Source organism: Bacillota bacterium, assembly GCA_013178305.1.
Taxonomy (GTDB): domain Bacteria; phylum Bacillota; class Sulfobacillia; order JABLXB01; family JABLXB01; genus JABLXB01.
This window is the reverse complement of the sequence record JABLXB010000002.1, coordinates 150,806-165,156: the sequence shown is the minus strand read 5'-3', so window position 1 is coordinate 165,156 and position 14,351 is coordinate 150,806. Positions and strand designations below refer to the sequence as shown.

16 protein-coding genes and 2 pseudogenes are annotated in these 14,351 nt (G+C 60.3%); 12 read left to right on the top strand and 6 right to left on the bottom strand.

Annotation, left to right across the window (positions count from 1 at the left end):
* Positions 1-53: 53 nt before the first annotated feature.
* Positions 54-638 (bottom strand): hypothetical protein, encoded by a 585-nt coding sequence (locus HPY55_06170; GenBank protein ID NPV70215.1) that lies wholly within the window; start codon positions 636-638, stop codon positions 54-56.
* A gap of 539 nt (positions 639-1,177) precedes the next feature.
* On the opposite strand from HPY55_06170, the gene HPY55_06165 reads away from it, so the two are divergent.
* From HPY55_06165 to HPY55_06150, 4 genes are all read left to right on the top strand, one after another.
* Positions 1,178-1,408 carry a spore coat associated protein CotJA gene (locus tag HPY55_06165; protein ID NPV70214.1) on the top strand — a complete coding sequence of 77 codons (231 nt, stop codon included), beginning with the start codon at positions 1,178-1,180 and terminating at the stop codon, positions 1,406-1,408.
* On the top strand, positions 1,405-1,665 hold the full coding sequence (locus tag HPY55_06160; protein ID NPV70213.1) for a spore coat protein CotJB: 261 nt from the start codon (positions 1,405-1,407) through the stop codon (positions 1,663-1,665). Before HPY55_06165 ends, HPY55_06160 begins: the two co-directional genes overlap by 4 nt.
* 16 nt (positions 1,666-1,681) lie before the next feature.
* Positions 1,682-2,254, top strand: a complete 573-nt coding sequence (locus HPY55_06155; protein NPV70212.1) for a manganese catalase family protein — start codon at positions 1,682-1,684, stop codon at positions 2,252-2,254.
* A 158-nt stretch (positions 2,255-2,412) separates the two neighbouring features.
* The gene (locus HPY55_06150; GenBank protein ID NPV70211.1) at positions 2,413-2,649 is read left to right on the top strand and encodes a hypothetical protein; all 237 of its coding nucleotides are present in this window, start codon (positions 2,413-2,415) and stop codon (positions 2,647-2,649) included.
* Positions 2,650-2,689: 40 nt separating this feature from the next.
* On the opposite strand, the gene HPY55_06145 is transcribed toward HPY55_06150, so the two are convergent.
* From HPY55_06145 to HPY55_06135, 3 genes are all read right to left on the bottom strand, one after another.
* Positions 2,690-3,184 (bottom strand): PTS glucose transporter subunit IIA, encoded by a 495-nt coding sequence (locus HPY55_06145; protein ID NPV70210.1) that lies wholly within the window; start codon positions 3,182-3,184, stop codon positions 2,690-2,692.
* 2 nt (positions 3,185-3,186) lie between these two features.
* Positions 3,187-3,300 (bottom strand): PTS transporter subunit EIIB, encoded by a 114-nt coding sequence (locus HPY55_06140; protein NPV70209.1) that lies wholly within the window; start codon positions 3,298-3,300, stop codon positions 3,187-3,189.
* A gap of 67 nt (positions 3,301-3,367) precedes the next feature.
* The gene (locus HPY55_06135) at positions 3,368-3,655 is read right to left on the bottom strand and encodes a hypothetical protein (GenBank protein NPV70208.1); all 288 of its coding nucleotides are present in this window, start codon (positions 3,653-3,655) and stop codon (positions 3,368-3,370) included.
* Between the two features lie 491 nt (positions 3,656-4,146).
* Between HPY55_06135 and HPY55_06130 the strand changes: the two genes are divergently transcribed.
* From HPY55_06130 to HPY55_06100, 7 genes and pseudogenes are all read left to right on the top strand, one after another.
* Complete coding sequence (locus HPY55_06130) at positions 4,147-5,418, top strand: hypothetical protein (GenBank protein ID NPV70207.1); 1,272 nt, start codon at positions 4,147-4,149, stop codon at positions 5,416-5,418.
* Between the two features lie 200 nt (positions 5,419-5,618).
* Positions 5,619-6,521 (top strand): annotated as a pseudogene (locus HPY55_06125) (hypothetical protein).
* 1 nt (position 6,522) lies between these two features.
* A pseudogene (locus HPY55_06120) lies at positions 6,523-6,696 on the top strand (indolepyruvate oxidoreductase subunit beta).
* 236 nt (positions 6,697-6,932) lie between these two features.
* On the top strand, positions 6,933-8,279 hold the full coding sequence (locus HPY55_06115; protein ID NPV70206.1) for an NADP-dependent malic enzyme: 1,347 nt from the start codon (positions 6,933-6,935) through the stop codon (positions 8,277-8,279).
* A 60-nt stretch (positions 8,280-8,339) separates the two neighbouring features.
* Positions 8,340-9,551 (top strand): tRNA pseudouridine(13) synthase TruD, encoded by a 1,212-nt coding sequence (gene truD, locus HPY55_06110; protein NPV70205.1) that lies wholly within the window; start codon positions 8,340-8,342, stop codon positions 9,549-9,551.
* Between the two features lie 187 nt (positions 9,552-9,738).
* The gene (gene fabK, locus HPY55_06105; GenBank protein NPV70204.1) at positions 9,739-10,689 is read left to right on the top strand and encodes an enoyl-[acyl-carrier-protein] reductase FabK; all 951 of its coding nucleotides are present in this window, start codon (positions 9,739-9,741) and stop codon (positions 10,687-10,689) included.
* A gap of 60 nt (positions 10,690-10,749) precedes the next feature.
* Positions 10,750-12,354: an exonuclease gene (locus HPY55_06100; GenBank protein NPV70203.1), complete on the top strand. Its 1,605-nt coding sequence runs from the start codon at positions 10,750-10,752 to the stop codon at positions 12,352-12,354.
* A gap of 88 nt (positions 12,355-12,442) precedes the next feature.
* On the opposite strand, the gene HPY55_06095 is transcribed toward HPY55_06100, so the two are convergent.
* Together HPY55_06095 and HPY55_06090 are read right to left on the bottom strand one after the other, a co-directional pair.
* Complete coding sequence (locus tag HPY55_06095) at positions 12,443-12,649, bottom strand: cold shock domain-containing protein (GenBank protein NPV70202.1); 207 nt, start codon at positions 12,647-12,649, stop codon at positions 12,443-12,445.
* Positions 12,650-12,923: 274 nt separating this feature from the next.
* On the bottom strand, positions 12,924-13,391 hold the full coding sequence (locus tag HPY55_06090; GenBank protein NPV70201.1) for a hypothetical protein: 468 nt from the start codon (positions 13,389-13,391) through the stop codon (positions 12,924-12,926).
* Between the two features lie 121 nt (positions 13,392-13,512).
* On the opposite strand from HPY55_06090, the gene HPY55_06085 reads away from it, so the two are divergent.
* The gene (locus HPY55_06085; protein NPV70200.1) at positions 13,513-14,268 is read left to right on the top strand and encodes a fumarylacetoacetate hydrolase family protein; all 756 of its coding nucleotides are present in this window, start codon (positions 13,513-13,515) and stop codon (positions 14,266-14,268) included.
* Positions 14,269-14,351 lie beyond the last annotated feature (83 nt).

The window sequence follows — 14,351 nt, the reverse complement described above, 5'->3', positions numbered from 1 at the left end:
TCGTCATTCATGGTAGCGGGTTCATACTTGGCCCCTGCACCTCAGGGTTATTCTCAACGATCCGGACCCGCCGCCCGCAGGAGGTTCCATTCACCGCACCGTTTGATGACGCCAAACTGATGGGTTGCCAGCACCTGATCGATATTCGGCCGTGGGACCCGGTTAAGAGGGTATGTGCACATGGCAACGAGTGGATCTGTGGCGAACTCGCGGCCGATCTCGTCCTCATACCTGACGAATTTGTCCCAGTCTTCCGGGCCCAGCCAGGAGGTATCACCCGTAATCCTGAGGCAACGATACCCCTTCGACAAGGCGAGCGATAGCCTCTCTCTCCATGCCCTTTTCACTCTGCCTGCCTGGAAGACACCATCCTGCAGGTACCAGTCTTCAAACGAGAGTATTTCTATCTGGTCCCTGTCCATGCGGATGCCCTTCTTCAGCGCGGCCTTTTCGATCGAGTTGATTGCCTCATCCCTATTGATCACCTCCGAAATAACCCACATGCAGAGCTCTCCGTTGCTGAGGCCGGCCAGGAAGTAGGGCACCAGAAGCTCCAGCAAGTCGTTCTTACCCGAGTGAAACGCGCAGACATGCCTTCCCCCGGCGTCGACATCTCTTACTCCAAGTACTACGGACACCGCTCGAGAGCCACCTTTCGTGTCGCGAATCGTCGAATACTGTCGGTAGGCCTAGAGAAGGCGAAACCTGCTACTTTTGTAGCAGGTTTGATCCATGGAATTTCTCGAGCGACCACTATTCTTCGTAAATGGGGTCGAAGAGCCTCTTCAACCGCTTAGCTTCTGACAGGGCACGTCGAGTATTCCATGTTTGGCGCTAGTCTCCTGCAAAGGACAGAATCGAAGGTGCTCTTCGCTCGGCGCTACTGGATCAGTTTAACCCCGGCGCCAGCAGTTCCAGGTGAGCTCGGTAGGAACGTGCGCATGTGATAGTAGCGCGCCTCAGCCTACACAATATGAAGCGCGCCAGTCGTGCGTCTGTGCCACAACAACTCCAACCTGCCACGGCTGTAGCAGGTCTGCGTGCTGCGTCCAGGATGGGCGTTAACACCATTCAATTAGAAGGGCTTTGCCATAAGATGCTGCGTTCAGTGACCTTTGCCCCGCCTCCGGAATATATGTAAACGAGCGAGCCTATTTATGTTAAGGGGGAGGTTTCCATGTATATGAGGCGCGTGGCGGGGGAGGTAGAGGTGGTCCCGCCCGAGTGCGTGCCGAAGCTGCTGCCGCGCAGGATAAGCCTTGGCGAAGCGTACGTCCCGTACCAGGTTTACGGCCCCACCTACGGCCCTGCGGAAGCGCTGTGCGCTGGAACGATCTTTCCCGAGTTGTACAGGCCTTACGCGAAGAGCGTTTGCATGGAAGGGGGATGGCCGTGGGCATTCCGCTGAATCCCGAGCGCATGGAGATGTTGAGGAGGATCCAGGAGCTCGAGTTCACCGCTATTGACCTCAACCTTTACCTTGACACCCATCCCGGCGACGAGAAGGCGCTGTGCGACTACCACGAGGTGACACACGCCCTTCACATGTTGCATATGGAATACGATCGCCGTTACGGCCCATTGATGGCAGCAGGGCACGGCCACGACCGTCAGTTCCCCTGGCGGTGGATCGAGGACCCGTGGCCCTGGGAAATCTGCTACTAGGAGGTGAGGCGCAAACATGTGGGTATATGAAAAGAAACTGGAGATTCCAGTGAGGGTTTCGATACCGGACCCAAGGATGGCAGCGCTCCTCATAACGCAATACGGCGGGCCGGACGGCGAGCTCGGGGCCGCCGTGAGGTACCTGACGCAGCGCTACACCATGCCCACAGGGATGACCCGCGGTCTGCTCACGGACATCGGCACCGAGGAGCTCGCCCACCTCGAAGTCATCGCCACGATGGTCTACAAGCTACTCGAGCACGCCAGCATCGACGAGATCAAGGCGGCGGGGCTCGACAAGAACTACGCCATCCGCGATAAGGCCATCTTCCCTGCGGACCCCAACGGCGTGCCCTGGACCGCGGCGTACATCCAGGCCCATGGAGACCCTGTAGCGGACCTGCACGAGGACATGGCTGCCGAGCAGAAGGCGCGGGCAACCTATGAGCACCTGATCCGCCTGACCGACGACGTGGACCTCATGCAGGGCCTGCAGTTTCTCCGTGAGCGGGAGGTCGTGCACTTCCAACGGTTTGGAGAGGCGCTGGTAAACGTTCAGGAATTCTGCGAGCGGAAAAAGGTGTTCTAAAGAATGGCCCAGGCGAAATCCACATCGCCGGGCGCCACCGGTGGCATCTGAGGCGGCTCGAGACACCCGGCGGAACGATAACGCCGGGCGCTTTTTTCGTTCACCCCTCTAGGTGAGATCCGCCCTGGGCAGACTAAGCACCGGAAGATGGAACGGTATTGAGTGAGCGCGGAGTCTCGTCCGCGGAATCTCGTCAGCCCATCTCGACCAGGGAGTTGAACTACGTCAGGAATCACCTGTCGTGGGAACTGCTCATGGCCAAGAAATGCAGGGAGCACGCGGCGAACATCGTCGAGCCCAAGTACCAGCAGCTTGTGAACGACATCGGGACGAAGCCTTTCGCGCCAGCGGATGCGTCCACTCACCTCGTGGGGGACAGCGCCATCCTCCGGTAGGTATGGCGTTTTCCCCTCACCGCGATTGAGTATGCCATGCTCAAGTGAGTCCGTGTGAAGAACCGGGTAACACGACGCTGAACAAGGGATCTTTGCCGGCCTCTACGAAACACGGAGCAGTGTGGCGGAGTGAAAGGCCCGGCGGTGGGTCAAGGATGATGACCGGTGACATGGTGGACTCGGCTTCCCTGCGGATGGCTTCCAGGTCGAACCTGAGCAGCACGTCCCCTTCCTTCACCTCAGCCCCAGCCTCCACCATCTTTTCGAATGCGTATGCCAACCTCACCGAGCCGATGCCTATGTGGACGAGGATCGTGACGTTCGATTGGGTGCGCAGGAGAATGGCGTGCCCCGAAGGGAAGACGGTTTCGACCCGCGCGTCGACGGGGGTCACGACCAGCCCCTCGGATGGGTCGACGGCTACTCCGTCACCGACCATTCTCTGTGCGAACACCTGATCGGGCACCGCGTCCAGCGGTACCACCTTGCCTGTAAGCGGAGACTTCAATGAGATGGTGTGTAGCAGGCTGCCCACCGTCATACTCCGGTGTCCCGCAGCGAGAGGCGGAGGCGCGTGATGCAGGAGTCCAGGGCTACGATGTTTGCCTTTCCGCCAAGGGCCTGGATCATTCGCATAGCTTTGTCCGACATTGGCTTGTTTCCCACCCCTGCCAGTCTCTCGTGGGAGGGGAAACCCGCGGTTTCCCCTCCCGGGACACTACCGGTCTGCGACGGTCGTCGTGCCCCTCAATTCTGCCGGGCTGAGGTCTGCTCCTTCTTCATCCAGGTGTCCCGGTGTCGGTAGATTGAGGGCGCGTATCGCGGCACGGAAGACCACGTAATAAACGATGCCGAAGACCAGGCCGACCGGGATCAAGAGTAGTGGTTTGGTGCACACCGCCAATGACAGGCCCGACAGGACGGCGTGCAGCACCTGAAGAACCGGCCTGAGGAACATGAACGCGCGCTCGATCGGTTCAGTTATGCCCGTGAGGAGCGAGGTCAAGGCCGCGCACGATGAGAAGCCTGTTCACGAGGCCGAAAACGAAGACCCCGACTACGCCGGCCCCGACCAGCGGTCCCGCCTGCAGGTCCACTCACTGCGGGGTTTCCTGCTCCCCTTGATCTTCCGTAATGGCCTTGCGTCCAGATTAGCGAGTTCCTCCAGAATGGCAGTCTTGGCCTCAGCCAGGTCAAACAATGCCCGCTTCCTCAGAGGCGCCAGGGTCAATCGGAACCCGCACTTGGATTGCAGCGCCGGATCTGGTATGCTTTTGAAATAACGGTGAACTGCCGTAGATCCCGCAACGCCATTCCGCAATTTTGACGTCCTCGGATTGCGAGTAAGTTACGGAGAATCTTGCCTGCTGGTAAGTCTTTGTGCTCCGTCTTTGGGCTATCCTATCGCCACATGGATCATCTGCATGGTATTGGAGGAGCCAAAACAGGAGGTTATCGTCACATCTGTCCAATACCGTAATTGAGGAGGAGTCTATTTTGTTCGTTTCTACGGAGAGTGCGCCAAGTCAGCACGATAGGGTTAAGGTAGGCATAGGTTTTGTCACCGGCAGACGGCATTTCCCTGAAGTCTTGAAGACTTACGTGCATAGTTGGCGGCACAGTCCATGCTTTGATAAAGCACGAATCAGTCTTAACCTCTTCATAGCTTACGACACTGACTATGCTGGCGCCGGGCCGGAAGTCTTCAGGAGGATCGACGAGGAGGTTCTTGACACAGTTGACTCGGTGACGTTCATCGACGACGCAGCTATCGAACGTGAGATAACCAGTCTGAGTAGTCAAGGAACCTTTGGACTTGATGAGGTCAAGGCTGTATTTGGAAGGGGTTATGCCAAGAGGAGAAACGTTGTATTATACACCGCTCTGAAGCATAGGATGGATTACCTGCTATTCTTGGATGATGATGAATACCCTCTGGCGGTGTTTAAGAGGAAAGACAGGGTGTTCTGGACGTGGCAGGATACCCTCAGGAGTCATCTTGAAAGCATCGACGCGGCGAACATAACCCACGGTCATCATTGCGGGTACATCTCACCTATCCCCTTCTTTGACCTGAAAAGTGATTCGACCAGGAAGGCCTTTCGCCGCTTCATCAAGGCTGTGAGTAACGACATTGTCAGTTGGCAGGTCATCGTGAAGCGGCTGAATCAAGGTGGAATCGAATACGCAAAGTCTAGAACACTGTCCGGTGGACGACACGTCGTTGACGAGGTCAACGGGTTGAAGTTCATTTCCGGGTCTAACCTGGGCCTGAATCTCAAGACTTTCTATCAGGACAGTTCTCTGCCCCCATTCTATAACCCGCCAGGAGGCCGAGGGGAGGATACATTCCTGAGCGCCTGTCTTTCAGATTTCACAGTCCTCAAAGTCCCCTGCTATACGTTCCATGACGGCTTCTTGAGATACAAAGGCCTGTTGCACGGGGTGCTCCCCCCACGTTTGCAGCCGGTGAGACCGGATAGCAGTGTGGTGGTGCAGAGATTTCATCGAGCGTGCATAGGCTGGATAAGGTATAAGCCTCTACTTCTTTACATCACAAACAGACACCAATACCAAACACAGATTCACAGAATCCGCGACAATTTACATGCATCCGTTCCTGTTTTGAGCAGCATCCTTCACCACGATTTCTCTGACGTCATTGAGGAATTCGAGAAGTACCACGGGTTGGTGCAGACTCATTATCGACAGTTCATGCGCTGTCAGGGGATATGGCAACGAATGTGTTCTCACGTTGTGGCCGGGTAGGCGAATCCTCCTGACTCCTCGCGTCCGCCACTACTATCACCGCGGGCCTGGGTTGCGTTGTCTGCCCAGGTCCAGGGGCCAAGGTTTTGGCGGGATCACCAAGAATCATCATCCACGGGAATTTGTTGTCGCCGGAGGTCTACTCGGAGTGGGCGACCAACGAGAAGGTCGCTCTGGAAGTCGCCGCGGGGGCTGCTATCATGGGAGCCCGGTAGTTGGACGCCATGAAACACGTCGGGCTCAACGTGGCCGCCGACCCGCTATTCACCATGGCGTACACGGGTGTGAACGGGGGACTCGTGGTGGTGTCGGCGGATGACCCGGGGTGCCACAGCTCGCAGAACGAGCAGGATAACCGGCACTACGCGCCGTTCGCCAAGGTGGCGATGATGGAACCCTCGGATAGCCAGGAATGCAGGGATTTCGTGAAGGAAGCGTTCGCCCTGAGCGAGCGGTTCGACACGCCCGTACTGCTCCGCCTGACGACCAGGATATGCCACAGCAAGGGACTGGTGGAGCTGGGCGAAAGGCAGGAGGCCGGTGTCAGGGAATACCGGAAGGATGTCAGGAAGTACGTCGTCGTGCCGGCCCACGCTCGTGAGAGGCACGGCCTGATAGACGTAGTCTACAACAAGAGCAACATCGTCATCGCCATACTCGACAACCGGGTAACGGCCATGACGGGCCACCAGGAGAATCCGGGCACCGGCGTCACGCTGATGGGCGAAGAGACCATGCCGGTAGACATCGAGCGCATCGTGAAGGCCGTGGGGATCAAGGACGAACACGTCCGCATTGTCGATCCCTACAACCTCGCCGAGACTGAAAAGGCCGTGAAGGAGGCGTACGAGGCGACCGAGCCCTTCGTCATCATCACACGGCGCGAGTGTGCGCTGCGCAAGGACGCGCAGAAGAAAAGGGAGAACGTCTACTGTTTCGTCGACCGGGAGAAGTGCAGGAAATGCAAGGCCTGCATGAAGATGGGGTGCCCCGCGATTGCCTTCAAGGCCGGAGAGGTCGTGATAGACGCCTCGGCGTGCAATGGATGTACGCTTTGCCGGCAGCTCTGCAAGTTTGATGCTATAGCGAAGGTGGGCGAGTGAGATGACGAGGAGCGTTCTTCTAGTGGGGGTAGGCGGTCAGGGGACGATCCTGACATCGAAGATATTGTCTGCCGGGCTGGTGAGGATGGGTTTCGACGTGAAGATGTCGGAGATCCACGGAATGGCCCAGCGGGGTGGGAGCGTCACAACACAGATTAAGTACGGTGACAAGGTGTAAAACGTCCCGCCTCGTCTCCAGGACCTTAACGTGAAGGCGCTGCAGGCAGGGCTCTCGCTCCGCGGCAGCGCGTAGGGTCCCGAACCACGCCAATCGCAGTGAGATTATGGAATTCCGTGGAGGAAAGTCTGCTCACGGTGCGAATGAATGAATAAACGCATTCGCAGGCGCTCAGTTCCAGTCGTGGAAACCGGGCCCGGACGCGATGCTGGAAACCCGGGAGGGAAACGTGAATGAAAACACCTGAGGAGATTCAGGGGCTTCTGGCAAAGGCCAACAAGCCCGCGGAAATCGCGATGAAAATGCACCCGTTCTACAAGGGTAAAATCCAGACTGCTCCCAGGTGCGTCGTCAGGAACATGGACGATTTCTCGATCTGGTACACGCCCGGTGTTGCGGCGCCGTGCAAGGCGATTCAGAAGGACAAGGACCTGGCCTACGATTATACGTGTAAGTGGAACACGATCGCTGTGGTCTCGGATGGGACTCGAGTGCTGGGGCTCGGGAACATCGGGCCGGAGGCCGCGATGCCTGTAATGGAAGGGAAGGCGCTGCTGTTCAAATACCTCGGCGGCGTCGATGCCGTCGCGGTGTGCCTGGACACCACCGACTCCGAGGAATTCATCAAGGCAGTGAAGTACCTTCAGCCGTCGTTCGGCGGCATAAACCTCGAGGACATAGAGCAGCCGAAATGCTTTGGCATACTCGAGAGGCTACGCAAGGAAATGACCATTCCAGTCTGGCACGATGACCAGCAGGGAACGGCGGCTGTCACCGTGGCCGGAATGATCAACGCGGCTAGGGTGGTCGGGAAGAAGCTAGGGGACATGAAGATCGCGATGATAGGAGCCGGCGCGGCCGGGATCGCGACGGCGAGGGTGCTAATGGCGGCGGGGGCGACACCCGGCAACATCGTGATGTGCGACGTAAATGGGACGCTGCACAAGGGGCGCAAGGACCTCGAGGGCATAAAAGAAGCGCGGGAACTGTGCGTGAAGACGAACGCCGCGAACGTCGTTGGAGGCGTCCCTGAGGCGATGAAGGGCGCCGACGCGGTGATCGCATACTCAAAACCCGGGCCTGGAACGATACAGAAAGAATGGGTAAAGGCCATGGCAAAGGACGCGATCGTCTTTGCCTGCGCCAACCCCGTGCCGGAGATATGGCCGTGGGAGGCCAAGGAAGCCGGGGCGAAAGTCGTGGCCACCGGAAGATCGGACTTCCCGAACCAGGTGAACAACTCGCTCGGATTCCCCGCGATATTCCGCGGCGCCCTGGACGTAAGGGCGAAGACCATCACTGACGAGATGTGCATCGCGGCTGCGCAGGCGCTTGCCGACTATGCTGTGACGAAGGGGCTCTTGAAGGAGGACTACCTCCTGCCGAAGATGGACGAATGGGAAGTCTACTGCATGCAGGCTGCGGCCGTCGGGTCGAAGGCGGTCGAGCAGGGTGTGGCGAGGGTCAACCTGACGTACGACGAGCTGTACAAGAATGCCGAGGAAATGATCAAGTCCTCGATAGCGATGGCCAAGTTAATGATGGAGAAAGGGCTCATTCCCCCGGCGCCGGAGCTGTAGCCCGCGGTCTGGCAGCCCGCTAGGCCCAGGCGCCCAGGTGGTCGCCCGCGTGAGCAATCGATGAAGGTCAAGTCGATACCGGAGGACTTCGTCGTGGTCGAGATTGTGGATATCGGCGCGGAGTCCTCCGGGCGTTACGGACTCTATTTGCTGGAGAAGAAGGGCTGGAACACGGTTGACCTTCTCCGGCGCATCTCGGCCGGATCGGGCGTGCCTTACAGCCGGTTCTCGTACGGGGGCCGGAAGGACAGGCACGCCCACACGTTGCAGTACGTCACGGTAGCGTCGTCGCGCGACCTGACAATGGAGGCGCCGGACTACCGCTTCAGGCGGCTCGGCTTCACCGGCCGGCCGATGGGTCCGGACCTCATCCGCGGGAACAGGTTCCAGGTCGTCCTTCGTTCGTTTGACGCTGAAGAAGCGGTCCGCTTCCTCAAGAATGCTGCTGAGGTCGAGCGGGGTGGCTTCCCGAACTACTTCGATGACCAGCGGTTCGGCAGCATGGACCCCGAGAGGGGATTCATTGCAGAGCGGATACTCAAGGGGCAGTGGCGGGGCGCCCTGGAGATATACCTGACGTCATCACGCCGCGAAGACCCGCCGGCGGTCCGCGGGCTCAAGTCGCGGATGCGCGAGACATGGGGGGACTGGCCGGCGATGCTGGACGCGGCGCGGGAGGGCGCGCAAGGTATCCAGGCGGGTCACGCCGGCCATGGGGCGGAACTGCCCATCCTGCGATTGCTGGCAGCGGAGCCCAGGGGCTACGTGAGGGCGCTGCAGATGATACCCGCCGAGGAGATGTCCCTGTTCTTCGCCGCATACCAGGCGTACCTCTGGAACGAGGTGTTGAGGAGGCTGCTCGCCGGCCTGGGCGTATCGTTCACCAGTCACCCGGGCGACGCCGGCCCGTACCTGTTCTTTGGGACGCTGACCGTATCCCATCTCGAGTACCTGAGGGCACTCGAGATGCCGCTCCCGGCTGCGCGGGCGGAATTCCCGGACCAGACCACGGCGGCGCTGTACGCCCAGGTCCTGGATGAGCGAGGCATTCACCCCGGCCGCTTCAACCTGAGAAAGCTCAGGCAGGCGTTCTTCAAACCCACCCCGAGGAAGGCGGTAGTCTTTCCCAGCGAATTCGCCGTGGGACAGCCCGAGCCGGACGAACTCAATCCCGGCCGTTTGCGTCTCGGCGCGACTTTCCTTCTTCCCCGCGGCAGCTATGGGACCATGCTCATCAAGCGGTTGTCCGCCCAGCCTGCGTCTATCAGGTGAACCCCCGTTAAGGTATATCTCGGCCCAGGGGTCTTTGCTTGTACGCTCGGCGCGCTCCCGCTATAATGGAAGAAGCGCCAGGGATTACGACCTGCTCCTAAGACTCACTGCTAGGCCGGGGCGGACGGCCCGGCCGCGGCGGCCACCAATCCCGGTGCATCGGCGTATCCCGCGCGGGGGTGTTAGCGTGATAAGGACTCCAGTCTGTGACTTGCTTGGCATCGATTACCCGCTGTTCCAGGGTGGGATGGCTTACCTGGGGACAGGTGAACTCGCCGGCGCCGTGTCAGAGGCGGGTGGGCTCGGTATAGTCGGAGCGGGCAACAGCCCGCCCGAATGGGTGAAAGGCGAGATCGACAAGGTGCGAAGGCTGACCAATAAGCCTTTCGGAGTAAACGTGATGCTCCTCTCGCCGTACGCCGCCGCCATGGTGGACCTCGTGCTTGCCGAGAGAGTACCCGTGGTGACGACCGGCGCGGGGAATCCCGGGCCGTACATGGCCAGGCTCAAGGAAGCCGGCATCAAGGTGATACCGGTGGTTCCCGCAGCTGTCCTGGCCAAACGGATGGAGAAGGCGGGGGCCGACGCGGTCATCGCCGAGGGTATGGAGTCGGGCGGGCACATCGGCGAGATGACTACCTTCGCGCTCTTACCGCAGGTTGTCGACGCCGTGCGCATACCGGTAATCGCGGCAGGCGGCATAGCCGACGGGCGTGGCATGGCGGCCGCGTTCGCGTTGGGCGCGCGGGCCGTGCAAATGGGAACGAGGTTTGTTTGCGCGACGGAGTGCATCGCTCATCCCGCGTACAAACGTGCGATTATCGAGGCGGGGGACAGGGACACGGTGGTCGGAGGGAAGACCACGGGCCACCCGGTGCGGGCGCTGAAGAACCGCTTCACCCGGGAATTCGAGCGGTTGGAACTCTCCGGAGCCGGGGCGGAGGAACTCGACAAATTCGGCGCCGGCAGGTACAGGGCAGCGTGCATCGACGGCGACGTCGAGTGGGGCTCGGTACTGTCGGGGCAGATCGCGGGGCTCGTGCGCGAGGAGATCCCGGCGGCAGAGATAGTCAAGAGGGTCATGAGTGAAGCCGAAGCAGTCATCCACCGGCTCGGCGAACTCCCCTGCGGGCGGTGAACGGGCGCTGAAGGATACGCAGCCACTCCGGAGAATGCTGTTCGACGGAGGGCTCGAAACGTGCGGATCACCTTCTACGACGGGTGCGACAGGATTGGCGGCAACAAGTTCCTGCTCGAGGCGGACGGCACCCGCCTCCTTCTCGATTTCGGGACGAGCTTTGCAGGCGAAAAGCTGTTTTTCGACGAGTTTCTCACCGCCAGGGCGACCCACGGCATAGGAGACCTGCTCGAGTTGGGCCTCCTGCCGCCGCTCAAGGGGGTATACAGGGATGACCTCGAGATCCCCGGGAAGGGCTGGTGGGACCGCGCCCGCTCGAGGAAAGGTTTCCGCGAGGACGTCCGCGTCGACGCGCTGCTACTGACCCACGGGCACGTCGACCACACCGGCTACGCCTCATTCCTTTCGGGCTCCGTTCCCATTTACTCGACCTCCACAACGGCGACTATCGTCAAGGCCATGCAGGACGTGGCCCCGTCCGGGATGGGACGCGAGGTTTGCTACCTCAACCCCAGGGAACTCAAGGCCGGGCTGCTGGCATCCAGCAACGCGAAGAAGGTCCCGTCCGAACAGCGGCAGTTTGCATTCATGGATCGCGGGCCCGCGACCGAAGAGTTCCTGGAGTTCTGGGGGCAGACCGGCTCGACTCGCGGCATGAACCCAAAACCCCCGGCGGGAGCCGGCGACAGCTCCAACGGCGCCGTGCGGATCGGCAGCCTGATCGTGCGGCACTGGCCTGTAGACCATTCGATCCCAGGCGCGTGCGCGTTTGGGATTCTCACAGGTGACGGATGGGTCGTCTATACGGGAGACCTGCGCCTTCACGGCCGTTCCGCCGGTGCGACCAGGAGGTTCATCGAGGAAGCGGCCGCGCTCCAACCCCTGGCGCTCATCATCGAGGGGACGCATCCGTCCACGCGCGAGCCGGTTTCCGAAGACGAGGTCCACGCAAATGTGTTGGACGCGGTGCGGAGATCCGGCGGCCTGATAATCGCGGACTTCGGGCCCAGGAACGTCGAGAGACTGCTCGCGTTCCTTCAGGTGGCGACCGAGTGCGGCAGGCGCCTGGTGGTGAGCGCGAAAGACGCATACCTGCTCAGGGCACTGAGCCTCACGGGCGAGGACGGCGTCCCCGACCCCTACACCGACGAGCGAATCTCGGTGTACGTCGAGACCAAATCGCTCAAGGCGGCCTGGGAGAAAAGACTCCTGGAATGCTACGCCACGTCCCCCGGCAGGCTCGTAGACTGCGGAACGGTGTCACGCGCGCCGTCGGAATTCATCCTGTGCTTCTCCTACTACGACCTAAACGAACTCCTCGACATCCAGCCGCGCGGCGGCACGTACATATACTCCTCGAGCGAGGCGTTCAACGAGGAAATGCACATGGACATGGACAGACTGCGCAACTGGTTGGCGCATTTCGATATCGACCTCGTGGGCGATCCGGGGGACCGCGAAGGCGTGGGGCGCGAGCGTGGCTTCCACGCCTCCGGGCACATACATGGGCAGGGCATCGTGGAACTCGTCGAGCGGATGAAGCCGCGAGTCCTGGTACCTGTACACACCGAGACCCCCGGGTTCTTCGCGGAGCACTTCAGCGGGCGGTACCGCCTGGTCGTGCCGGGGATGGGGGATACCGTCGAATTCGGTGGGACACCGTAGAGAAAGCCACACCTACATCGCGCGAGCACGCAGGACAAAGCAGGCCGCCGGGTCCCGGGCGGCCCCGGGATTACCAGCGTAAGACTTTTCAGGTGAGGCTTCTTGTGACGCTGGCGGCCTGTGGGCCCCTCGGTCCGTCGACGATCTCGAACTCTACCGCCTCGCCCTCGCGGAGGGTCTTGAATCCCTCCTGTTGTATTGCGCTGTAGTGCACGAAAACATCGCCGGCGCCGTCGTCTCTCGTGATGAAACCGTACCCCTTTTCGGGGTCAAACCATTTTACAGTCCCTCTCATTCATCGAACCCTCCGAAACACCGTGTTGGTCACTATTGTCCCCATTGACGCTCATGCTAATCTCGGCTCGACGGAACACGGGCCAATGCGCGGCGTCTTTAGGGCTGGGACGGTGAGGTCTCATGCCTATCAATTCGAAAGATGTTGGCCGAATCCGGGTTGCGCTGCTGGTGGTCGCGTTCGCGGCAGCGATCGCCCCGGCAGCAGCGTGCCCTATTTCAGGCTGAACCCCGCATACCACGCTTTGCCCGCCGCCGGCCGGAAGCGGACGGGTTCAGGACGCTCTCGCCCGCTGCTGCTGGCGCAGGTAAGACTCAATGAAGATGACGATATAGTGGATTACCACGAACAGGAGAGCCGAGTAGTACGGATTCCACCTGCTGAATGTCTTGAGGCCGTACCGCGCCAGCGCGAAATCGGCCAGTCCAAGCGCGGCCGAGAACACAAGGACGTAGGCAAGCCTGGACCCTGGCGACTGCGGCAGGAAGTGCAGGAAAATCATCACCTCGGCCGCAAAGGCGATTCCTAGCCAGACTGGCATACCCAGCACGGGGATGTGCTGGTGACTGTACGTCCACAATCCCAGGACGCTTCCGCCGATCGCCTGTACCGCGTATGACAGCACGAACCCGCCCAGCACCGCAGCGGGTATCAGCTCGATCCACCTGTGCCTCGGGATGAGAATGATGCTGAGAGCCAGCATTACGATGGCGATGATCGGCCATACTGTCGAAAGAGTCATCGTCATACCCCCTTAGACTGGTTATCCCCCGCGGCTGGCTGGAATATGCATCGCAGGAATTGGATTCCCTCCGGTTGAAATGCGCTGGCATCAGGCCACACGATAGGAGGTCGACCGCTATATGCTTATCGCGCGGTGCGAGGCCGGCGGGAGGAGGTTTTACGCTGAGGTCCGCGATGGTTTACTCTACGAAATCGAGGGGGATGTGTTCGGCTCGTTCGCGGCCACCGGGCGCGCTGTTCCGCTCGAATCGGCGCGGGTACTCGCGCCGGTGGACCCGGGCAAAGTCATCGGGATCGGTTTGAACTACCTGGATCACGCGCGTGAGTTCAAACTCGATGTCCCCGACGAGCCGATCGTTTTCTTCAAGGCACCGAGCTCGATAATCGCGCACGATGAACCGATCGTGCTAACCTCGGACCGGAGGACGGATTACGAAGGCGAACTGGCCATAATCATCAAGAGTGCCGCTCGCAACGTCCCCGTGGAGGAGGCCGGCCGCTACATTCTCGGGTACTCCTGCCTGAACGACGTCAGCGACAGGATACTCCAGAAGAAGGACGGCCAGTGGTGCCGCGCCAAGTCATTCGACACGTTCTGCCCGCTAGGGCCGTATATCGCCACAGGTATTGACGCGAGCGACCTGGCCATCACGACGACCGTCAACGGCGAGGTAAGACAATCCTCGCGCACGTCCCAGATGGTGTTCGGCCCCGCGCATCTGGTGAGTTTCTGTTCCGGATTCATGACTCTCATGCCTGGCGACGTCATCGCGACCGGTACTACCTCCGGAATCGGGAGGCTCAGCCATGGAGACGTAGTTGAGGTGACTGTGGAGAGGATCGGCACCCTGAGGAACCCGGTTGTGAGGGTATGAACATCGCTGTCCAGTCTCGTGCGGATTTTCCATTTGTTGACGTAAACATAGGGGTCACCCTCCCCTCGTCCCGAGGCACAGGT